The 21,446-nt window shown below is 63.7% G+C and carries 18 protein-coding genes; 7 read left to right on the top strand and 11 right to left on the bottom strand.

Annotation, left to right across the window (positions count from 1 at the left end; translation table 11 throughout):
- Positions 1-273 precede the first annotated feature (273 nt).
- From ACXJKC_RS07155 to ACXJKC_RS07175, 5 genes are all read right to left on the bottom strand, one after another.
- On the bottom strand, positions 274-1,032 hold the full coding sequence (locus tag ACXJKC_RS07155; RefSeq protein WP_456695999.1) for a hypothetical protein: 759 nt from the start codon (positions 1,030-1,032) through the stop codon (positions 274-276).
- A 171-nt stretch (positions 1,033-1,203) separates the two neighbouring features.
- Positions 1,204-1,950, bottom strand: a complete 747-nt coding sequence (locus ACXJKC_RS07160; protein WP_456696000.1) for a hypothetical protein — start codon at positions 1,948-1,950, stop codon at positions 1,204-1,206.
- A 51-nt stretch (positions 1,951-2,001) separates the two neighbouring features.
- Positions 2,002-2,955, bottom strand: coding sequence for a hypothetical protein (locus ACXJKC_RS07165; protein ID WP_456696001.1), 954 nt, complete (start codon positions 2,953-2,955; stop codon positions 2,002-2,004).
- A 158-nt stretch (positions 2,956-3,113) separates the two neighbouring features.
- Entirely contained in the window at positions 3,114-5,153 is a 2,040-nt protein-coding gene (locus ACXJKC_RS07170) for a copper amine oxidase (protein ID WP_456696002.1), read from the bottom strand.
- Entirely contained in the window at positions 5,150-5,791 is a 642-nt protein-coding gene (locus ACXJKC_RS07175; RefSeq protein WP_456696003.1) for a hypothetical protein, read from the bottom strand. The genes ACXJKC_RS07170 and ACXJKC_RS07175 overlap by 4 nt, the downstream gene beginning before the upstream one ends.
- Before the next feature lie 385 nt (positions 5,792-6,176).
- Here ACXJKC_RS07175 and ACXJKC_RS07180 point away from each other — a divergent pair, with 385 nt between their 5' ends.
- The 4 genes from ACXJKC_RS07180 to ACXJKC_RS07195 all read left to right on the top strand — a co-directional run bounded on the left by ACXJKC_RS07180 (position 6,177) and on the right by ACXJKC_RS07195 (position 11,896).
- A complete protein-coding gene (locus ACXJKC_RS07180) occupies positions 6,177-8,057 on the top strand; it encodes an Ig-like domain repeat protein (RefSeq protein ID WP_456696004.1) in 1,881 nt (626 codons plus the stop codon).
- A gap of 623 nt (positions 8,058-8,680) precedes the next feature.
- On the top strand, positions 8,681-9,916 hold the full coding sequence (locus ACXJKC_RS07185) for a PucR family transcriptional regulator (protein ID WP_456696005.1): 1,236 nt from the start codon (positions 8,681-8,683) through the stop codon (positions 9,914-9,916).
- Entirely contained in the window at positions 9,913-11,424 is a 1,512-nt protein-coding gene (locus tag ACXJKC_RS07190; RefSeq protein WP_456696006.1) for an HAD-IC family P-type ATPase, read from the top strand. Before ACXJKC_RS07185 ends, ACXJKC_RS07190 begins: the two co-directional genes overlap by 4 nt.
- A 121-nt stretch (positions 11,425-11,545) precedes the next feature.
- A complete protein-coding gene (locus tag ACXJKC_RS07195) occupies positions 11,546-11,896 on the top strand; it encodes a DUF6907 domain-containing protein (RefSeq protein ID WP_456696007.1) in 351 nt (116 codons plus the stop codon).
- A 161-nt stretch (positions 11,897-12,057) separates the two neighbouring features.
- Here the strand turns inward: ACXJKC_RS07195 and ACXJKC_RS07200 are convergent, their stop codons facing one another.
- From ACXJKC_RS07200 to dnaK, 4 genes are read right to left on the bottom strand one after another with little or no spacing between them, the layout of a single operon-like run.
- Positions 12,058-12,441: a heat shock protein transcriptional repressor HspR gene (locus ACXJKC_RS07200; RefSeq protein WP_456696008.1), complete on the bottom strand. Its 384-nt coding sequence runs from the start codon at positions 12,439-12,441 to the stop codon at positions 12,058-12,060.
- Positions 12,441-13,562 carry a molecular chaperone DnaJ gene (dnaJ, locus tag ACXJKC_RS07205; protein WP_456696009.1) on the bottom strand — a complete coding sequence of 374 codons (1,122 nt, stop codon included), beginning with the start codon at positions 13,560-13,562 and terminating at the stop codon, positions 12,441-12,443. Before dnaJ ends, ACXJKC_RS07200 begins: the two co-directional genes overlap by 1 nt.
- A gap of 20 nt (positions 13,563-13,582) precedes the next feature.
- Positions 13,583-14,167 carry a nucleotide exchange factor GrpE gene (gene grpE, locus ACXJKC_RS07210; protein ID WP_456696010.1) on the bottom strand — a complete coding sequence of 195 codons (585 nt, stop codon included), beginning with the start codon at positions 14,165-14,167 and terminating at the stop codon, positions 13,583-13,585.
- Complete coding sequence (dnaK, locus tag ACXJKC_RS07215) at positions 14,164-16,014, bottom strand: molecular chaperone DnaK (RefSeq protein ID WP_456696011.1); 1,851 nt, start codon at positions 16,012-16,014, stop codon at positions 14,164-14,166. The genes grpE and dnaK overlap by 4 nt, the downstream gene beginning before the upstream one ends.
- 131 nt (positions 16,015-16,145) lie before the next feature.
- Here dnaK and ACXJKC_RS07220 point away from each other — a divergent pair, with 131 nt between their 5' ends.
- Both ACXJKC_RS07220 and ACXJKC_RS07225 read left to right on the top strand, forming a co-directional pair.
- Positions 16,146-16,712: a hypothetical protein gene (locus tag ACXJKC_RS07220; RefSeq protein ID WP_456696012.1), complete on the top strand. Its 567-nt coding sequence runs from the start codon at positions 16,146-16,148 to the stop codon at positions 16,710-16,712.
- Positions 16,709-17,194, top strand: a complete 486-nt coding sequence (locus ACXJKC_RS07225) for a hypothetical protein (protein ID WP_456696013.1) — start codon at positions 16,709-16,711, stop codon at positions 17,192-17,194. Before ACXJKC_RS07220 ends, ACXJKC_RS07225 begins: the two co-directional genes overlap by 4 nt.
- Before the next feature lie 84 nt (positions 17,195-17,278).
- Here ACXJKC_RS07225 and ACXJKC_RS07230 read toward each other — a convergent pair whose 3' ends face one another.
- Both ACXJKC_RS07230 and ACXJKC_RS07235 read right to left on the bottom strand, forming a co-directional pair.
- Complete coding sequence (locus tag ACXJKC_RS07230) at positions 17,279-19,537, bottom strand: MMPL family transporter (RefSeq protein WP_456696014.1); 2,259 nt, start codon at positions 19,535-19,537, stop codon at positions 17,279-17,281.
- 33 nt (positions 19,538-19,570) lie between these two features.
- Positions 19,571-20,134 (bottom strand): TetR/AcrR family transcriptional regulator, encoded by a 564-nt coding sequence (locus ACXJKC_RS07235; RefSeq protein ID WP_456696015.1) that lies wholly within the window; start codon positions 20,132-20,134, stop codon positions 19,571-19,573.
- 123 nt (positions 20,135-20,257) lie between these two features.
- Between ACXJKC_RS07235 and ACXJKC_RS07240 the strand changes: the two genes are divergently transcribed.
- A complete protein-coding gene (locus ACXJKC_RS07240) occupies positions 20,258-21,436 on the top strand; it encodes a winged helix DNA-binding domain-containing protein (RefSeq protein WP_456696016.1) in 1,179 nt (392 codons plus the stop codon).
- The last annotated feature ends 10 nt before the right edge of the window (positions 21,437-21,446 follow it).

Raw genomic sequence — 21,446 nt, forward strand, 5'->3', positions numbered from 1 at the left:
GAAGGAAACGTCGGATGGTTCGCACTCAGTGCCGTGCAGCGAACCATCGCCCCACGGCGAGCAACCTGCGGACGGGGTGCCGTTCGTCGAACCATCTAAAGATGGTGTCCCACATCACCAGGCCCACGAAGGCCTAGTCGTTACCCATTTCTGAAAATGGGACGAACGTCCATGCTTCGCCCCACCGCAGCGCAGGAAATCACTCAGCGGATTTTGGCCGTCGATCAGGTGATGCAGAACGATCGGCGCAAGCAACACGTGCGTGTTCCACTCTCAGTTGATCGCGACCTGTTGGTTCAGTGCGAACGAGCCGACCATGGAAATCTTGTCGCCATCAACGATCTCGCCACCACAGGTGTCTGTCGTGCCTGTGGCTGCCTCATCTGCCGATCCGTTGAGCGCATCAAGCGTCAGCGGGAATTGGAATGCACTCGCCAACGTGGGTGTGTTGACAATCAGGTAGTCGGTGGCGCCGACGACATTGAGCTGGATCTTGGCCTTGACCGTCGCGCCCAGCGTGCCGGACACATTGCCCTGAAGGTTCACCGCGCAACGAAAATTAGGCGCCGTGCGTGCCGCATCTCTCATGGCCGCACGAACGTTGCGGATCTCGACGTTCATGGTCGTGGCACCCTTGGCCGGCGTTCCGTCCGCGTAGATGCCCCACTCGTCCGTTACAGCAGTTCCCTTCTTCGTGATGTTCACGGGAAAGTTGAGCGACGTGAAGGAACAGTTGGGAGCCATCGACAGGCTCTGGATGGCGCCGATCTTCTGCCCACTCACCGCGGACGCACCCCGCTTGATGTATCCGCTGGAGGTGCCACCGGAACAGCTCATGGGTACGGCGGCGTCTGTTACGAAGAAGATCGCGCCAACCGACGGGCCCGTGACAGACACGTCCGCAGCGGGCGATGTCGTGCCGTTGACCGCGACCGTGGTGGTGGCGAAGGCCGCCTGCGAACCCATCAGGAGGACGATGGCAGCTCCGCCGGCGAGCAGCGTCTTCTTGCGCAGTGCTTTCTTGAGCTTCATGAGAATTCCCTTTTCATCTTGTTCACCGAACCGGAGACTCCGGCCCGGAATCCAAGGGGCTGCCGTGGGGAAGGGCGGGCCGGGCAAGGGGGAACGTCGGATGGCTCGCACACCGTCCCTATGGGAGCAGCTTGCGGACGGGATGTCATTCGTCGAACCATGCAAAAACTCTCAGCTGATCGCAACCTGTTGGTTCAGCGCGAACGAGCCGACCATGGATGCCTTGTCGCCATCGACGATTTCACCCCCGCAGCTGTCGGTTGTGCCTGTAGCTGCCTTGTCTGCCGATGCATTGAGCGCGTCAAGCGTCAGCGGGTACTGGAGTGCAGTCGTACCCAGCGCGGGCGTGTTGACAATCAGGTAGTCGGTCGTGCCGACGACATTGAGCTGGATCTTGGCCTTGACCGTCGCGCCCAGCGTGCCGGTCACATTGCCCTGAAAGTTCACCGCACAGCGCAGATTGGGCGCAGTGCGTGCCGAATCGCTCATGGCCGCATGAACGTTGCGGATCTCGACGTTCACGGTCGTGGCGCCTTTGGCCGGTGTTCCGTCCGCGTAGATGCCCCACTCGTCCGCCACGGCGGTTCCCTTCTTCGTGATGTTCACGGGGAAGTTGAGCGCCGTGAAGGCACAGTTGGGAGCCATTGACAGGCTCTGGATGGCGCCGATCTTCTGCCCGCTCACAGCGGACGCACCCCGCTTGATGTATCCGCTGGCGGTGCCGCCGGAGCAGCTGAAGGGTACGGCGACGTCTGTTAGGAAGGAGATCGCGCCAACCGACGGGCCGGTGACCGAGACGTCCGCAGCGGGCGACGTCGTGCCGTTGACTGCGACCGTGGTGGTGGCGAAGGCTGCCTGCGATCCCATTAGGAGGGCGACTGCAGCTCCGCTGGCGAGCAGTGTTTTCTTGAGCTTCATACGAAACTCCCTTTCATCTTGTTCAACGAACAGGAGGTTCCGGCTCGGATTCTAAGGAGCAGCCGTGGGGAAGGGCAGGCCGGGCAGTGGCTCATCGGATGGGATGCTCTCCAGACCCTCAGCGCGGACGCTCACCGGGTTGTCGTTTCCGGAGACGGTAGTGGTCAACAGTCTGGAGATGTCTTCGCCGCCTTCGGTCAAGCACGCCGCGAAAGCCGGTATAGTGACGTTGCCGGTCAACAAGCCACCAGCCGACACGTTGAAGACCGGCGTGGTGAAGACGTTCGCGGGCGTCGGCTTCTCCTGAGGCTCCAGGCGATCGAGCCCTGCACCGTTTCTCGTGTAGTACTCATGATCCGGGGCCTCCCCCGACCCGGTGGCGAAGTACTCGGGCGAGGAGAGCGTCATCGCCGCAGGCTGGCGAGCCTTGCAGGTGTTCCGAAGCTTCAGATCGACTCCATCAACCTCAAGCCCAGTGACGGCAACTTCCAACTCTCCGTTCACATCAGCGCTGCTGACGTGAACGGTCTTTTCTGTCGGTAGAGGGCCTTGGCCAAGACAAAATACGCGGTCGGCCACTTTGAGATCTGCACCGACGCTCTTGTTGTCACCGGTCCGAAGCTGGCGTAGCTGCACTCTGGCTTCCACCGGGATCGAACCGAAGGCGACTGTTCGGACGGTGAACGGTCCGATGTATCCATACGCGGCTGGGGCGTTGGCACTGGAGCGGAAGTGCATCGTGACGTGACGCTTGACCTGGTCCTCATATGGGTAGAGGAGCCCGCCGGGACAGCGTGTGTCGACCAGTCTCGTGGAGACACGATTGTAGGCACTGACAAAGAGCGGCGGGAGCCGGATCCACTGCTTGGCCGCTGCAGCGTAGTTGATGCTGGTAGCGCGCACAGGGATCCATGAACCGCTTTCAGGGTAGGTCGGCAGTTTATCCCTGTCGGGGACTTCGACGTCGCCTTGGGCACTTCCACTAACGACTCCCAAGGTGAGCACGACAGCACACAGCGCTGCGATGCGAACTGTTGCCCTGCTGCGAAGCGCTCGGGGGCGAGGGGTCGTTCGTTGAACCATGTAGAGAGTGTGTCCTGTGCCACCGGGTTCACATAGGCTTTGTCAGTATTGACTCCTGAAAATGGGGTGAACGTCCATGCTCAGCGCTTCTTGACCTTGAGAACCATCGTGCCCTTCGACGGCAGGACGTACTTGGACCCTGCGTAGGAGATGGAGAACCGGTAGCTTCCCGTTTTTTTGATCCTCGGCGTCTTCAGCGTCACGACACCGTTCTTGAGCCAGCCACTGAACCTCTTGCTGCCGCGTTTGACCGTGACCTTCCCTGAGGGAGTGCCCTTTGCAACCCTGACCCTGACGGTCATGGTCGCCCGCTTGTTGGACTTGACTGATTTGGTCTTCGAGGTGCTGATCCAGGAACGAGCTCGCTGTGGAGTGGGTCGTGTGGTCGGCGGAGTCGACGTTGGCGTGGGCGAACTGGTGGCCGTCGGAGTCGGGCTCGGAGTCGGCCCCCCTGGAATGACCAGTGGCCGGGATTCCGCGACTCCCGACAAGAAGCCGCGCTGTGATGCCGTGACTTTGACGGTAACCTCTTTGCCAAGGTCGGCCTCGCTGACGACATAGGTGGGGCCGGTCGCAGGCTCAGGCTCGCCGTCCACCATGGTCACGATGGGTTCACCATTACGGAACCACATGTAGTCGTAGTTCCATTTCGTGCGATTCTCGACCCACAGGCCTTTCGTCGTCGAGAGCTGAGCGCCGACGGCCACGGGATTGTTGTTGGACGTGATGCGGGGCCGAGTGACATTGGTTGCGATGCAGGGCTGCTCGACTGAATCGATATCGCCGACCGCTCCATTGATGCACACCCGGGCGTCGTCAACCGACGGGCTTTGGGCGAAGAAGTCGCGAGGGACAAGTTGGAAACGCTGCCAGTGCATCGGCATGGGGCTTTGATCTTCGTCGCGATCGACGTGGTGGAAGCCGACATTGACCCACGCGATGGGATCAATCAACGATGCAGAATCTGCCGCCACATAGTCGAGGATGCTGTCACCGGCACAACCCGGGTTGATGTTTTCTGACGCATATTCGGCGCATTCACGTTCGTTGATAACGGTCAGGATGGGCTGGGTCACCGCGATCGACTCGTTCGGGACGTTGTTGTTGACGATCTCGTACGAGCGCGCGTGATCGTCAGGATTCCTGGAGGCGTCGCTGCCCACGCGCCACCAACTGAGTGGGTCGCGGCCGTCACCACCCACCGAACTGAAAGCGCGATCCTTTCGGGTTCCCACGCCGCGTGTGATGGGGGCGGCCGCCCCTTCTTGCTCAGTGACCTCGTAGTCCCACTGCTCGACGAACTGGTTCGCCGCACCACCTATTCCGAAGTCAACACGCCAAATTGCGCTGTGCCAGTGCGAGGCGCCGTGAGTCTGAATTCCCTCGCTCACGGGCGGGCCACCCAGCGGCCATCCCGTACCCGGATCTTCTGAGAAGAATGGCCCACCAGCGCTATCGGGAGCGAGGTCACCAGTGGCGCCCAGGCCGACGTCTATCCCGCCGTTCTCATCGAAGACCACTCGCTCTTGATACTCGTACCAAGCGATCTTCGACAGGGACGAGACTTCCAATGCCGCGCCTTGACTCGCAATGCGTGTCTTGCCGCCGAGCTGGTCCTCGCTCGAGTGGGTAGCAAGGCCGGTCTTGATCTCTGCCAGGCAGATTCCAGGAATCGTTCGTTGCAACAAACGCCCGGCATAGGTGAATGCCTGCTCGATCTGCACCGCGTCGCCCGTGCATGTCTTGTCTGTTTGGCTCTGCAGGTACTGGTTGCCGAAGCCGAAACTGGTGATGTCGTTGAACTGTGCGTACCCCGTGTCGTAGGGCACGTTCAGCTGGGACAGATAGAGCTCGTCGAGAACTCGGAGGTAACCCTCGTACTCTCGGGTACCACTAGCGGGTTTGAACTCGACCTGTTCGAGCACCAGCCCCTTGATCGGATGAATACGTGCACACATACGCCAGCTGGCTCCGTTGGGCAACGTGCGCTGGACGGCAGCAGTGCCGCAGGACAGCGGGTCGTCTTCGGCGGCCGTGGCAGTACCCGTCGAACCAAGCGTCGCTGCGACGAGCGTCCCTACGATGGCCCACAGGAGAGTCGACTTCAGGCGCTTGCTCATCGGGATCCTCCGGTCTCGAGCGTGACAATAGAACGCTGAGTGAGGTCGACGACGAAGTCTCCGGTATCGAGGTAGGAACCGGATGGTTCCTGCACCAGAAGCTGGACACATCTGTGCTTACCGCACTGCTTGCCGTCACGACTTCCTTCGACGTACTTCCACGCGCCTGCCCGGTAACCGACCTGATCGATCGACAGCAGTGGAACACCGTTGGATTCCTCGAATTCTCGTGTGAAAGCGAGCTTGATGTCTGATTCGATGGCCAGTCGCATCGCGGCATCAGCTTCGTCCGGCGCTGGCGGAGGCTGCAGTTCAGCGTCCGAGTCGGAGCCGAGCACCCGTCCGGTGGACAGATTGACTGTGACTTGGCTTGCCAGATCTGTCGCGTAGTCGTAGAGCATGACGACCGCGACGCGATCGGAGCTCGCTTCGCTGAGGCGCGGCAGATCCACGAACAGCACTTGGGCTTGCTTGTCGCCACGGACGTCAGTCGGTTGTGGCCCACCTAGGGACGAGGTGGCCAGGTGTGCCGCATAGCCTGATTCGGCCGGAGAAAGCGGAGCCCGGCTGGCGCGCAGGGCCGGCCTCGAGGTCGGCAAATCACCGTCGCCGACTTTGTGCGTTTCGCCATCGGCCACGTTCGTCGGGCCACTGACGGACCTTGACGACACCACGACGCTCACGAGGCCCCCACAGAGAATTGCGACCAGCGCAAGCACTCCAAACCTTCGTGCAAGTCTTGGTCTGGGGTGGTTGCTGGTTGGATCGCTCATGAGTCTCGTCGCTCCCGTGGCGCGGCTCTCGCGCTTGTAGGAAATATGCGACATACCTGGCCGCCGCCGACAGCGGTACAAAGGTCACGGGCTCTCAGGTGGGGTAAACGTCCACTTTGAGCAAGCACCTGCCGAGGAACCGTGATGCTACTCGTGAGTATATGTAGCGTAGATCACATCGATGGCGAGGTTCGTGCGCGCCCGTGCGCGAAGCGCTTGGAGCTTTGCAACAAGGAATGGAGTGGTCTACGTGCTTCCAAATCGGAAGAATGCGGTAAAGGCGTTGGTCGGGGTGTCGGGTCTCCTGGCAAGCGCGTTGGTCATGGCACCCAATGGGGCGGTGGCCGAACGGCTCGATCCCGCCTCCCCGGCAGGGTCACTGGTCAGCTGGGGCGCAACAGAAGGAGTTTGCACCAACCCTGCCAGTGGGACCGTCAGCGGAGGACCGTACCGCGCCTTCGACCGCTCTGAAAATGACGGCGAAGCGCTCGGCATCAATGCGGCCGGACTCCTGACACAGCCAGTCAATACCCTTTCCAGCATCGCGATTCCGGCGGCTCTTGCGAATCAACAGGTCAAGGCTGTGAGCGTCACCAAGAGGAAGGGCGCTGCGGTCACCAGCGACGGGGCGGTGCACATCTGGGGTGCGAGCAACGGGTTCGCGACGGGCACTTTCACTGCGGCAACGCTGGGCGCGAAGGCCGTCGACGTTTCGATCGGAATACTCTCTGGGGTCGTCCTGCTGGAAGATGGCACAGTTGGCACCTTCACGGGCTTCGGATACACCCATGTGGCTGGACTTGAGGATGTCGCCGAGGTACTGAGCGACGGGTCTTCAGGATATACAGCCCGCATCACAGGTGGCGGACTTCGTTCGTTCGTGGCATCAACGGGCGACGAGACGTCGGCGAACATCCCCGCCGCAGTACGCGGCGACGAGCTCGCTGACCCGGTTGCGTCCTTCGCGTCAACGCTGGCGGTCACCCAGGCCGGCGTCGTGCACAGTTGGGCTGGAAACGTGGGATCCGATACGTTCCCGACCGTCGAGCTGGACGGCAAGGTGATCGACGTCGCCACGTTGACAGACGCAACTACGGACGGTTGGCGCGCGGCACTGACCGACGAGAACGAAGTCGTGGTGTGGGGCCCCGAGAACGCTGAGGCGGAATGCACTGCAGCGTTCACCGAGCTCCCGGAGGCCATCGAGGGCAAAGGACTGCGGTCGCTGGTCGACGGCGGCTATCAGTTCTCGGTGATCGCGTCTGACCCGCTGGCTGTGAACACCGCGCCCAGCATCGCTGGCACAGCGGAAGTCGGCAGCACGCTGACAGGCACGCCGGCGACGTTCACCGGTTCACCTGACCTGATCACGAATCGTTGGTTCGCCGACGACGCACCGATCGAGGGCACCGCTGGCGGGGCAACGACCTACACGCTGACTGCAGCCGAGCTGGGCAAGAACATCACCTTCAAGTCGACGGCGACCCGCGGCGCAGACGCCCCTGTTGTCTCGACCTCCGCTTCTGTTGGACCGGTTCAGCCGCCTCCTGCCAAAATCGCGTCGGTGACCGCCGTTGCTGCACCGACACGCTCCTACGGCACCGCTGGTACGGCAACCGTCACGGTCACCAACACTGGCAGCCGCGCTGTGTCCGGAACCGTCACCCTCACCGGTGCTGGTCCGGCTCAGACCAAGACGCTCGCCGGCGGCAAGGCCGCGTTCGCCCTGCCGAAGTCGCTTGCGGCGACGGCCTACACGCTCAAGGCCTCCTACTCGGGCAACTCGGGCCTGAACCCGTCGAGCAAGACCGCCCGGTACACCGTGGCCAAAGCCAAGTCGAAGGCGCCGACGTTCAAGGCGACCAAGAGGCCGACCTCGAAGAAGGCGGGTAAGGCCACCGTCACGGTCAGTACCCTCAGTGGCCTGGCCAAGGCGAGTGGCAAGGTCACGGTGACCCTCAAGAAGGGATCGTCGAGCAAGAAGGTCTCCGGCACCCTGTCGGGCGGCAAGCGCACGATCAAGCTGCCCAAGCTGAAGAAGGGCACCTGGAAGGTGACAGTCAGCTATGCAGGTGACAAGAACTACGTCGCTCAGAAGTCCAAGACGTACAGCCTGAAGATCAAGAAGTAACACTCGCTGCGTGGTGTGGGACGCTCGCGCGTCCCGCACCACGCGCGTCGGGTCCAATGCCTCGTGGACCAGGTCGCCTCACCGGAATTGGGCAGGCCGACCGGAAGAAAAACTCCGGCGGGCGACTCTGCCATCCGGAATGGGGCAGAGGTGCACGCCAGAGTTGATGTTCCAGGCTAGCGCACGGCGTCGCGGCTGCGAAATCAAGCCGTCCCAACGGCTCGTTCGCACCGGCCTCCCGGAAATGAACTCAGCAGAACGCGCAGGCGCGGGTCATCGTGAAAGCGCGGACCCGCCACATACTGCCGCGTGACCCTCTCTCGCCGTACGCTACTTATGACTCTCGGACGCACGTCCGAGTTTCAGTGCCACAGACGCCGGACGCTGGCGGATCCCGACCACACCGTGCTTTGGTGTTGACGGGCCGTCGTCGGCAGCTCCCGCCGACGCAGCACAGACTCCGTGGGGGCACCCATCCCTCCGGGCGCCCCCGCGGAGTCACCACAACCATGTCGTTGACCACAGCACCCGAAAGCGATATGCATGTGACTCAAGACATACCATCTGACCGGGGAGTTCGAGGTCATGGCAATCGGTTCTGGCATCGCGACTTCGAGCGAGCCATGACGGGCCTGCACGACGAAGTCGACTCCGCCGAACTCCGGGCCGAAGTCGTCCGTGCAGCGCGAACGACGGTACCCGATCTGGTCCAGCGCATCGGCTCACAGGTACAAGGCACCGTCACTCCCTACGCGGGGTCGGCCACCGGCCGTCGCAGACGGTTGATCGATATGGCCGTCGCCGCCGCCGTCAACCACTATCTCGACACGATCGAGAGGCCCTCCGCGTCGGGCCGCAGCGTTGACGAGCTGTTCCGCCGCATGGGCCACGGCGAAGCCACCGAGGGTCGCGGCCTCGTCGCTCTACAAGCAGCATTTCGCATTGCCAGCCACGAGGGATGGGACAAGATCCGCTCGTTCGCGACCGAACAAGGACTGTCCGCCGAGGCCCTCGGACATCTCGGTGATGCGCTGTTCGCGTATGTCGAGCATCTCGCCGAACAGGCCCAACTCGGTTACGACGGCGCCACGCGAGCCATCGACCGAAGCCCCGACCTGGCTCGTCGGCGACTGATCGACGCAATCCTCGAAGGCGAACCGCTCGTCGACGTCCGCAATCACGCCGGCAGAGCCACCTGGTCGCTCCCTGCCCTGTTCGTCGTCGCGCGAGTCGAGCCGCCCAGCGATCAGCCGGTGCCTCAGCTCAGCAAGCTGTCGCGCAAACACCTGGTGCGCGCCGAGCCGACATCGGTCATCGTCGTCACAGATGCCAACGATCTGCCCGACCTGCTCGAAGAGCTCGAGGCCTCCGCGGAGGGATCGCGGATCGCGACCAGCTGGGCCATCCCCTTGGAGCATGCACCCGACGCATGGCGTTGGACTTCTCGCGCGCTGGAGCTCGTCGCCCGCGGTGTCATCCCGCCAGCACCGGTGATCGATTGCGGCACACACCGTACTCAGCTGTGGCTGCATGCCGAACCTGCCCTGCGGCAACGCATGTGCCAAGACCTGCTGCAGCCGCTACTGGCAGAGACCCCGAACTCGCGAGAGATCCTGTCGGAGACATTGCTGGCGTGGCTCGAGTCGCGCGACAGCGCACCGGCCATTGCCGCAAAGCTCGGAGTGCACCCGCAGACCGTCCGATATCGCTGGAAGCGGATCAACGAACTGTTCGGCGATGACCTGCGTGAGCCCGAGTTCGTGATCCAGGTGACGATGTTGCTCAAGGCCAGCGTGCCTTTGTGGAAGGCCGGGGACCAGAGCGATTTCGAACGATTTCGAACGAAGGACGCCGAATGACGTCCAATGCCGTGGAGACTCCTCAGCGGCTCGCGCCACGTGTCACGGGCCGATGGACGCGTCTTGCCGTGGCCGCCGTGCTGGGCGGAGTAGGGGTCGCCTCCACCTTCGTCCCCGCGCTGAAATCCGGGGAACTGCGATGGCTCCCTTTCGCATTGGTCATCCCGATCGTGGCCTGGTGCGCCTGGCCGATTCACCGTGCAGCGGCGCGTGGCGCGATGGCCGGCCAGCCGACGCCGGACGTTCTGGCCACTGCCGGCATCCTTGCCGCGGTGGCCTGGTCGTTCCACGCCATCATCGCCGAACACAGCAGCGCACATCTGGTCCCTATCGTGGTCGCGACTGTGCTCATGGTCGCCGCCGATGCTGTGAGTTCCGGATCCGACGCCGAACCCTATGATTCGTCGCCCCGCTGGCTGACGCCGCTCGTCCTCGCAGTCTCGGCCGGCACGTTGATCGCGTGGTGGATCGCGGACGGAGCAAGCGCAGCCGCGCTCTCAGTTCTGCTCATCGCAAGCCCGGCGGCTCTGCGTATCGCCGGACCGACGGCCAAGCTCACGAGCGTGCGGCGCGGAGCCGAGGCCGGGATAGTCCTGAACGGGCCGCAAACACTCGAAGTATCCCAGCGGATCAATGCGATAGTCCTCGACAAGAACGGCACCGTCACCACGGGCGAGTTGAGCGTCCTGTCGGTCGATCCGGTAGAGCCGGAACATCTGCGTAATCTTCGCTGGTTCGCGGGGGCACTGGCCCACCGTTCGGATCATCCTGTGGGACGTGCCATTGCGAAGCTTTCTGGCCGAGGGCATGTCGCCCAGGTCGTCAATCACGACGGCGAAGGTATGAGCGGCTCCGTCGACCGCCATCCCGTCCGGTTGGGGCGACCACCCTGGATCGGCATTCCTGCAAGCGGCGGACTCGGGGTCGAGACGGCAGTCGAGGTCGATGGAAGGATCCTCGGACGCATCACCGTCGGTGACACGATTCGTGCCGACGCCAAAGAATCAGTCGCCCAGCTGCGGACCCTGGGCCTCGATCCCCTCTTGGTATCCGACCTCGCCGACGCTGATACGGCCCATCTTGCCGAACAGAGTGGGATCACCGAGTGCCGCGCGCGGTCGACCGCGCATGATCGCCAGCTACTGATCGGCAAACTACAGACCGATGGGCAGATCGTCGCCATGGTCGGCAATCGCGAGGACAACGCCGCAGCACTCGACACGGCGGATCTTGCGATCACGCCTATGAGCGACTCGCCGAGTCGAGGCATCGGCCTGGCAGAGATCGACGTGCGTTCGGTCCACGACGCGATCATTTTGGCGCGGGCCACATTGTCGACCGCTTCGACGAATCGACGCTGGGCGGTGGCCGGGATGCTGGCCCCGGTTCCGTTTGCCGCTGCGGGGCTGATCGCGCCGATGTACGCACCGCTTTTCGCACTCCTTTGCATGATCGGGATCGGGTTCAGTTCGTCGAGAATTCCACGAGTGGGTCGCCTGAATCGCTGAGCGGTATGCCCCGACCGCGTGCTTGTGGACAACTCGGGCGGAGGACTCAATCGATGTCTCTGTCGGCTACTAACGTCAATTGAGCGGCAACAGGTACCGCAGTCAACCAAGGGAGGCGCCCGTGGAGAGCGACCCAAATCGTGCCAGCTGGCAAACCGAGCCGTGTCCGACCTGGTGCGTCCGTGAGCACCACGATGACGATCATCCAGATGACCGCTACCACGACAGCGCCGCCACCCAGGTGCCAACGCTTTTTGCCGCGCGTGATCGCGCGGCCGGTCCTGGCCAGTGGGCCATGGATTCCGGTGAGGTCACGATCGTGACCTCACGCCACGTCGATTCGACAGAGGTCATCACGTTCGTCGGCCGCGATGATCGTTTGGGGCAGGCCTTGACCATGACGCCCGACAGCGCCGCCCGGCTGGCCGAAGCGCTGTTACGGCATGTCGCTGCGCTCCGCGACGAACGGTGACCGCCCGCGACCAGCTCAGGCGCCGACCGCCGCGGCCTACTCGGGTTCGGGGAAGACTCGCCGGGCGATCGCCTGGACATCGAGATCAACGCCATCGAATCGCCCTTCGAGCCGATCCATGCGCTTGTCCAGGAGTCTGTGGACGAGCCGGGAGCGGTTGGTCAGCGACGCATTTTTCGCCAGATGACGACCTGATTGTCGGCTACCAGCGCGGGCAGATTCTGCGGCAGTTTGGCAGCGGCCAGCTCAGCCTGAAGTTCTGCCACCCTGCTCTGCAATGCCAGCACCTGAGACTCCAGCTGGATGACCCGCTTGACGCCTTCGAGGCCCAGGCCTTCGGCCGTCAGACGCGCCACCGTACGCAGCAGTTCGATGTCATGCAAGGAGTAACGGCGTCCACCGCCACCAGTGCGTCCCGGCTCCACGAGCCCGAGCCGGTCGTAGGTGCGAAGGGTCTGGGGATGCAGGCCCGACAGTTCTGCCGCGACGCTGATCACAAAGACCTTGGCGTCGGGACCCGGAGGCTGGAATCCGCTGGTGCTCATCAGCCGACCGCCTCGAAGAGACCGTCGCGGGGAGACACCGCACCGCGCGATTCGCGCAACGCTTCGACAGCGGCTCGAGCCTCATCAGACAGTTCCTTCGGCACTTGAACCTCGACCGTGACGAGCAGATCGCCCCTCGACCCGGACTTGGTCGTCGCGCCCTTTCCGCTGGCCCGGAACGTGCGGCCGGTCGGGGTACCGGCCGGGATCTTGATACGAACCGGAGGACCGTCCAACGTCGGAACCTGAATCTGTGCGCCGAGTGCCGCCTCATCGAAGGCGACCGGCACCGTGATCGTCAGATGATCGCCCTTGCGGCCGAACAGCTTGTGCGGCTCGACGTGCACGACAAGGAACAGATCGCCGTTGGGGCCACCGTTCTCTCCCTTGCCACCCTTGCCCTTGAGCCGGATACGCTGCCCGTCCTTGACGCCCGCCGGCACCTTGACGTTGAGCGTGCGGCTCGACGGCGCCCGGCCCGAACCCCGGCAGGTGTCACAGGGATGTTCAACGATCAGGCCACGACCGCGACACAGATCGCACGGCTCGGTCATCGCGAAGACGCCGCCGGCAGCAGCAGTCTGCATGCCGCTGCCCTGACACTTCGAGCAGACTTTGGGGGTCGTTCCGGGCTTGGCTCCCGTGCCGTGGCACGTCGGGCATGCTTCGTCGCTGGTCATCCGCAACGGCATGGTGGCACCGTCGACGGCCTGCTCGAACGTCAGCGTTGCCTCGGTCTCGAGATCGTCGCCCTTGCGGGGCTGCGGACGACGCGACCGACCACGTCCGCCTCCTCCGAACAAGCCACCGAAAAGATCGCTGACGTCGAAGTCCGGCTGACCGCCTCGACCGCCGAAGCCACCGCCCGGGGCGCCTCGGAACTGGCCGAACATGCTGCGCTGCTCGTCATATTCCTTGCGCTTGTCGGTTGAACCAAGCACCGCGTACGCCTCGGAGATCTCCTTGAAGCGCTCCTCGGCGGCCGCGTTGCCCGGATTGGAGTCGGGGTGGTTGTCGCGGGCGAGCTTGCGGTAGGCCTTCTTGATCTCGTCGGCCGTTGCATCCTTCTTGACGCCAAGGACCTTGTAGAAGTCCTTGCTCGCCCAATCACTCGCTGCCATGTTCCTCCCCTCCCCTCAACTCAGTTCTCTTCAGTACTGCTGGACTCGTCAGTCGCCTCGTCCGGCTCCGCTGCCGGTTCAGGCGCAACGGCCGCAGCCGGGTCGACAACCCCGACGGTAGCGGCACGCAGCACCCGATCGCCGACTTTGTAGCCCGTTCGGAGCACATTGTCGATCGTCGTGGTGTCGACCTCGTCGGACTCGCCGGCGTGGAACACCGCTTCGTGCAACGCCGGATCAAAAGGCTCGCCCTTGGCACCGAACGCTTCGAGCTTGTGCTTGGTCACGGCCTGCTGGATCGCGTCAGCGACGGCCTTGAAGCCGCCTTCGAGCTCACCGTGATCAGCCGCACGACCCAGGTCGTCGAGCACCGTCAGCAATGACATCAGGACATTGGCTTCGCCCTGTGCGCGGATCAGTTCGCGATCGCGATCGACCCGACGCTTGTAGTTGACGTACTCGGCCTGGAGACGCTGCAGGTCGAGCGTGCGCTCGGCCAGCTGCTCCTCGACAGTGGGCACCGAAGGCTCAGCCGCCTCGGGGGTTTCGACAGGCTCAACCGACGGGTCGGCCGAGCCTGTCTCCTCGACGTTGTCCGACGTCACTTTTTGTCATCCTCATCATCGACGATCTCGGCATCGACGACATCATCATCGTCATCTGCCGCATCGCCGGTCGGCGCCTCGGCACCGGCGGCCTGAGCCTCTGCCGCAGCAGCTGCATACATCGCCTCACCCATCTTGGAGCTGGACTCACCCAGCTTGGCGACCGCGGACGCGACGAGGTCATTGTCCTCGCCCTTCAGCGCTTCGTTGAGGGCATCGAGATCGGCCTGCACCTCGGTCTTGACGTCGTCACCGACCTTGTCGCCGTTCTCCGCGAGGAACTTCTCGGTGGAGTGCGCCAGCGACTCAGCCTGGTTGCGGGTCTCGACGGACTCACGACGCTTGCGGTCTTCTTCGGCGTACGCCTCGGCGTCCTTGACCATCTTGTCGATGTCGTCCTTGCTGAGCGCCGAGCCACCGGTGATCGTCATCGACTGCTCCTTGCCGGTACCGCGATCCTTGGCCGACACGTTGACGATGCCGTTGGCGTCGATGTCGAAGGTGACCTCGATCTGCGGGACGCCACGCGGCGCCGGCGGCAGGCCGGTCAGCTCGAACGTCGCCAGCAGCTGGTTGCCCGCCGCCATCTCGCGCTCACCCTGGTACACCTGGATCGCGACGGACGGCTGGTTGTCGTCGGCCGTCGTGAAGACCTCGGACCGCTTGGTCGGGATCGTCGTGTTGCGCTCGATGAGCTTGGTCATGACGCCGCCCTTGGTCTCGATGCCGAGGCTCAGCGGCGTGACGTCGAGCAGGAGCACGTCCTTGACCTCGCCCTTCAGCACGCCGGCCTGCAAGCTGGCGCCGAGTGCGACGACCTCGTCGGGGTTGACGCCCTTGTTGGGCTCCTTGCCACCCGTGAGGACCTTGACGACCTCGGTGACCGCCGGCATACGGGTCGAGCCGCCGACCATCACGACGTGATCGATATCGCTGAGCTTGATGCCAGCGTCCTTGATGACGTTGTTGAACGGCGCCTTGGTGCGCTCGAGCAGATCGTGCGTGATCTTCTCGAATTCAGCACGGGTCAGGGTCTCGTCGAGGAACACGGGGTTCTTGTCGGCGTCGACCGTGATGTACGGCAGGTTGATCGAGGTCGACTGACTCGACGACAGTTCGATCTTGGCCCGCTCGGCTGCTTCGCGGACTCGCGGCATCGCCATCTTGTCCTTGGTCAGATCAAGGCCGGTGTTGGTCTTGAACTTGGCCACGATCCAGTCGACGACCTTGTCGTCCCAGTCGTCGCCACCGAGGTGGTTGTCACCGCTGGTCGCCTTGACCTCGATGACACCGTCGCCGATTTCGAGCAGTGAGACGTCGAACGTTCCGCCGCCGAGGTCGAAGACCAGAATCGTCTGGTCATCGCCCTTGTCGAGGCCGTAGGCCAGCGCCGCCGCGGTCGGCTCGTTGATGATGCGGCTGACGTTGAGGCCCGCGATCTCGCCGGCTTCCTTCGTCGCCTGACGCTGGTGGTCGTTGAAGTACGCGGGGACCGTGATGACCGCATCGGTCACAGTCTCGCCCAGGTACGCCTCGGCGTCGCGCTTGAGCTTGGCCAGGATGAAGGCCGAGATCTGCTGGGGGTTGAACGTCTTGCCGTCGATGTCGTCGGTCTTCCAGTCAGTGCCCATGTGGCGCTTGACCGAACGGATCGTGCGATCGACGTTGGTCACGCCCTGGCGCTTGGCGACTTCGCCGGCGAGTACTTCGCCATCTTTTGAGAATGCGACGACCGACGGCGTCGTGCGAGCGCCCTCGGCGTTCGCGATGACTGTGGGCTCGCCACCTTCGAGCACGGCAACGACCGAGTTCGTGGTTCCAAGGTCAATTCCGACCGCTCTTGCCATGGTATTTCCTCCTGCTGTGGGTGGTTCGTGAAGTTCAAAACTTTGTGTCAGATGACTTGAGTCTGATGTTATCAACTTCATTCGTCGACCCAAAATTCCGGGTTCGCGCCGATTCACGATAGTTTCTCGATATGCGCACCAACACCGGCCGCCTAGCCGCCGTAACTCTCATGACCGCTCTCGCGCTTGCAGGCTGCGGGGGCAGCGACAGTGATTCAAAGCCCGATGCGGACAAGCCGAAGGCATCGGCTCCCACCGGGAAGACCATTGAAGGCGATGGCTACACATACGTCGTGCCCAAGGGCTGGGACGTGCCGGCCAAGAAAATTCCCGGAACGGAGGCGACCGACACGTTCGTCGCCGACCTGAAGGACACCGACGGATTCTCCGACAACGTCAACGTCATCAAACAAGACACCGCGCCACCCAAGCCGATCCCCGAGATCAAGGACGACCTCGGCGACCAGCTCAAACAGGCCGGCGGCCAGAACGTCGAGGTCAAGGAAATCGGCAAGATCGACGGCGAGGACTCCGTCCACGTCTCCTCGACCCAGGCCTCGAACCTCACCGAGCAGTACTTCGTCGTGCATGACGGCGCGACGTACTTCATCACGTTCTCCCACAGTGAGGATGTGCCGGAAGCAGATCGCAGCAAGCTCGCCGCCTCAGTCCTCAGCTCATGGAAATGGACCGCATGACCGGGCAGCCTGATTCCGAGGCCCTGGCTCGCACGATCCTCGGCGTCCTCTGGCAGACCACGGACAGGCAGATCTCGCGTGAGATCGCCCATCTGGCCGACATCTCGGTCGACACCTCCGACGACGGATCACATGTGGCCCCGCCGGGTCTCGTCATGCCGGAGTCCGGCTGCATCACGACTAGGGTCGTCGCGACGGCTCGTGGCCATGCCGGTGTCAACGAAGACATGCGGGTCGCGGTCTGGCCGACCGAGGGCGATTCGGACGATCCGGCGTTCGTGGTGACCCGATCCGACTCGCAGCGCACATTGCCGGTCGCGCTTGCCGACGTCTATCCGGCAGTCACACCGCATCTCCAGGCACAGGTCAACGACTTCATCGCGGCGATCATCGCCCACATGGTCGCAGAACTCGACGTCAAGATGCAGCGGACCTACATCCACGAATCGCAAGGCGAAGTCGCCGAGTACACGGAGGACTGAGGCTCGCAACGAGAAGGGACGCCATCTCGAACGAGCCAGTCGGCATACGTTCGAGATGACGTCCCTGATGGATCACACCCTCGATCAGACCGGGACGAGTTCGTCCTTGTCTTGGTCCTTGTCCTTCTCCTCGCCGAGGTGCTTGGCGAGCGACTCACCCTCGATGTCGAGATTCGGCAGCGCCTTGTCGAGCCACTTCGGCAGCCACCACATGCGGTTGCCGAGCAGCGCCATGAACGCCGGGACGATCGTCATCCGCACCAAGAACGCATCGGCGAGCACACCGATCGCGAGACCGAAGCCGATCGACTTGATGACAACCTCGTCGCCCAGAGCGAACGCCCCGAACACGCCGATCATGATCGCGGCCGCTGCCGTGACAACGCGGGCGCCGTACTGGAATCCGAGGACGACCGACTCGGTCGCCTCCTTACCGTGCACGAACTCCTCACGCATACGGGAGACCAGGAAGACCTCGTAATCCATCGCCAGACCGAACAGGATGCCGGTCAGCAGCAGCGGAAGCATGAACAACACGGGACCCGACTTGTCGATTCCGATCAGATCGGCGAACCAGCCCCATTGGAAGACCGCGACAGTCGCGCCCAGCGAGACACCGACTGAGAGCAGGAACCCGCCGACCGCCTTGAGCGGCACCAGGATCGAGCGGAACACGATCAGCAGCAGGATGAACGCGAGTCCGACGACAACCAGCAAGTACTTCGGGAAGGCGTCTGCGAGCGACTCCGAGATGTCGACGCCCACGGCAGTCTGACCCGTCACGAGCACCTGGGCACCCGTGTCGGACTCCACCCCGTCGACCGCCTGACGCAGCTCGTCGACGAGGGTCTGTGTGTCGGCGTCGGAGGGCCCGCTCTTGGGGATGACCGTGATCAGCGCGTACTGCCCCTGGTCGAGCTGGTCGTTGAACGCCTGGACGGCATCCGCCGGTGCATCTGCTGCCGGGACCGGCGAGATGACGGTGGCGACGTCGGTCTTGACCGACTCGACCCGCTTGACCGCGGCCGACACGGCTGCCTCCGGGTCGCTGGCACCCTTCGTGTCGACGACGACCATCAACGGCCCATTCGTGCCGGCACCGAAGCTGTCGGCGATCAGGTCGTAGGCGACGCGGGGTCCGCTGCCGTCGGCCGCCGTGCCGTCATCGGGCAGAGCCAACTGCATCGACGCGACCGGGATCGCCACGACACCGGCGACCACGAGACCGCCGATCAGGGTTTTGATGCGGTGCTTGGTGACCAGGTCGGCCCAGCGACGTCCGGCCGGGGCCTTGGTCGTGGGGTCTTCGGGGTCGCGCACGTTCATGAACGGCACCTTGCCCCAGCCGATCTTGTTGCCCGAGAAGCCGAACAGCGCGGGCAACAGGCTCAACGCGATCATGACGGCGACCGCAACGGTTCCGGCAGCAGCCAGACCCATCTGCGTCAGGAAGTTGATGTTGACGACCGAGAGTCCGGCCAAGGCGATGACGACGGTCAGTCCGGCGAACACCACGGCCGAGCCTGCAGTACCAACGGCTCGTCCTGCGGCTTCTTCACGTTCGCGTCCGATGTGTACTTCGTGGTTGTAGCGGGACACGATGAACAGCGCGTAGTCGATTCCGACCGCCAGGCCCAACATCAACGCCAGGGTCGGAGTCGACGAACCGAGATCGATGAAGCCGGTGAGCGTCGTGATGGTCGTGACGCCGATACCCACGCCGATGATGGCGGTCAACAGCGGCATGCCGGCCAGCAGCAAGGAACCGAAGGTGATGAGCAGAACGATGACGGCCACGCCCAGACCGATCAGCTCGGTCAGTCCCTGCGCCGGCATCTCCTGCAACGCATCGCCGCCGATCGCGACCTTGAGACCGGCAGCTTCGGCGGCTTCGGGCGCTTCTTCCAGTGCGTGCCGATCAGCGTCGGTCAGCTCGATCGACTGCTTGGCGTACGAGATCGACGCGTACGCTGTCCGGCCGTCTTCGGAAGTGGCCGAAAGGACGCGCGCCTCGGGCGGCGTCGAGACGTTCTTCGAGTCGATCGCCGCGAGGGACTCCTCGACCGCCTTGGCATTGGCCGGGCTCGACAGCGTCTCACCCTCGGGGGCCTGGAAGACGATGCGGGCGGTGGCGCCGTCCGGCGCCGCGTCGGGGGTGCGCTCCTTGATCAGGTCGAACGCTTCGGTCGATTCGATGCCGGGCAGCGTGAACGTATCGGACGTCTTGCCCGAAAGGGTCGACGATGCGACTCCCATCAGCAGGAGCAAGCCGACCCAGAAGGTCACGACGATGCGGCGGTGTCTGAACGACCAGCGTCCAAATCGGTAGAGGTGCCAAGCCATATAGGTGTTCTCCCTTGCGAGGGTCGGTAAAGGTCAGTGGATGCCGAGGGCAGGCAGAAGCACGCCCTCGAAGTAGCGGCGTAGGAAGTCCGGCGACGGCTCCTGGCCTTCGAACAGGTGATGCAAGACGACCGGGGCGACGAACACGTAGTCGACGAACTCCAGTCCCGGGCAGTCCTTGGCGATCTCGCCCCGATCGACTGCCCGGGCCATGACGGCCCGGATCATCTCGCGTCCGGGATCGATGATCTGAGTGCGAACGGCTTCGGCGAGTTCCTCGTCCTGACGGACTGCGTGCATGATCGCCGCGAGCAGGTCAGCATCGTGCTCCTGACCCTCCTTGTGCTCGATCATGCTCATGAGATCGCCTCGCAACGTGCCTGTGTCGGGCAGTTCCGGCTCGACCTCGCCAGCACAACGCAACGCCTCGACGACGAGCGCCGACTTGCTGCCCCATTGGCGGTACAGCGTCGCCTTGCTGCTCTTGGTCGTCTCGGCGATCTGGTCCATCGTCAACTTGTCGTAGCCGTGTTCGGCGACGAGCTGGAGGGTGCCTGCATAGAGCTCCGTAAGCCTCTCGGCTGTCAGTCGACTCACCACATTCTCCTCAGGGTACGAAACTGTTTCGTTTCGATATTAGACGCTGGTCGGACAGAAACGAAACCGTTTCGTACGTGATCTGAATCACCGGTGTCGGTGGGTGCGGATACCGTCAGCGATATGCAGAAGTTCGACGACGCCGAGAGGCGCCGACGCCTCGGTCTCCGACACCGGCTGGCTGGGAATCCCGATCACGATGCAGTGGCCGCTGCCGCGTCCGTCGTCGCCCTGCACGGCACCGATCCGGCCTCGACATTTCTCGCTGCCCGCGCCCGCACGAGCGACTTCACGATCAGCGCTCTGGAACATGCGCTGTATGACGACCGCAGTCTGGTGCGCGTTCTGGCAATGCGGCGCACAGTGTTCGTGGTGCCCGCCGCCGAGGCGCCCATCCTGCTCCATGGCGCATCCGACGACGTCGGTCGCATCGAGCGCAAGAAAATGCTGGCCATGCTCACGAGTTCGGGCATCGACCAGGTCGAATCCTGGCTCGACAAGGTCGAGCAGATCGCGGTCGATCGTCTCTCCGAACTGGGCGAGGCCAGCGCCGCACAGCTTGCCGCCTCAGATCCATTGCTGGCCACGCCTCTCGTGCTGTCTCCGGGCACGCGTTACGAAACGACGCAGAAGCTCGCGAGCCGGCTACTTCTCGTGTTGTCGGCGGAGGGACGGGTCGTACGGGCGCGGCCCACCGGTTCTTGGACGTCCAGCCAGATGCGCTGGTCGTCGCTCGAGCGTTGGAGTCCGGTCGCGGCTGCCCCGATGGACCCTCTCGACGCCGAAGCCGCGCTGGCCAGACGTTGGCTTGAGCGGTTCGGCCCGGCTTCGCCCGACGACCTGACGTGGTGGACCAAGTGGACCAAGACACGAACTCGCCGGGCGCTTGCGGCCTGTGGCGCTGTCGAGGTCGTTCTATCCGGCGGCCCTGGCGTGGCTCTGCCCGATGACCTGGCGCCCACCCCGGAGATTGAACCCTGGACGGCCCTGCTGCCGCCACTCGATCCGACCACGATGGGTTGGAAACAGCGCGATTGGTACCTCGGCGACCACGGGCCGGCCCTGTTCGACATCAACGGCAACGCCGGACCGACCGTCTGGTCCGACGGCCGCATCGTCGGCGGTTGGGCACACTCGCCGAGCGGGGAGGTCGTGGTCAAACTGTTCGGCGACGTCGGTGCTGAGGCTTGCGCCGGTATCGAGCAGCAGGCCGCCGAACTGTCGGAGTTTCTCGGCGACGTGAGGCTGACTGCCCGCGCCCGCGGCTACTCCCCCACAGAGCGCGAACTGCTGGATCGCTGACGATCGGCCA

The organism is Aeromicrobium sp. P5_D10, assembly GCF_054049535.1.

Bases quoted from the DNA above. Each gene is read 5' to 3' on its own strand.
- ACXJKC_RS07155 (WP_456695999.1), bottom strand. From the start codon at position 1,032: ATGAAGCTCAAGAAAGCACTGCGCAAGAAGACGCTGCTCGCCGGCGGA.
- ACXJKC_RS07160 (WP_456696000.1), bottom strand. From the start codon at position 1,950: ATGAAGCTCAAGAAAACACTGCTCGCCAGCGGAGCTGCAGTCGCCCTC.
- ACXJKC_RS07170 (WP_456696002.1), bottom strand. From the start codon at position 5,153: ATGAGCAAGCGCCTGAAGTCGACTCTCCTGTGGGCCATCGTAGGGACG.
- ACXJKC_RS07185 (WP_456696005.1), top strand. From the start codon at position 8,681: ATGACGGGCCTGCACGACGAAGTCGACTCCGCCGAACTCCGGGCCGAA.
- ACXJKC_RS07190 (WP_456696006.1), top strand. From the start codon at position 9,913: ATGACGTCCAATGCCGTGGAGACTCCTCAGCGGCTCGCGCCACGTGTC.
- ACXJKC_RS07200 (WP_456696008.1), bottom strand. From the start codon at position 12,441: ATGAGCACCAGCGGATTCCAGCCTCCGGGTCCCGACGCCAAGGTCTTT.
- dnaJ (WP_456696009.1), bottom strand. From the start codon at position 13,562: ATGGCAGCGAGTGATTGGGCGAGCAAGGACTTCTACAAGGTCCTTGGC.
- dnaK (WP_456696011.1), bottom strand. From the start codon at position 16,014: ATGGCAAGAGCGGTCGGAATTGACCTTGGAACCACGAACTCGGTCGTT.
- ACXJKC_RS07220 (WP_456696012.1), top strand. From the start codon at position 16,146: ATGCGCACCAACACCGGCCGCCTAGCCGCCGTAACTCTCATGACCGCT.
- ACXJKC_RS07225 (WP_456696013.1), top strand. From the start codon at position 16,709: ATGACCGGGCAGCCTGATTCCGAGGCCCTGGCTCGCACGATCCTCGGC.
- ACXJKC_RS07230 (WP_456696014.1), bottom strand. From the start codon at position 19,537: ATGGCTTGGCACCTCTACCGATTTGGACGCTGGTCGTTCAGACACCGC.
- ACXJKC_RS07240 (WP_456696016.1), top strand. From the start codon at position 20,258: ATGCAGAAGTTCGACGACGCCGAGAGGCGCCGACGCCTCGGTCTCCGA.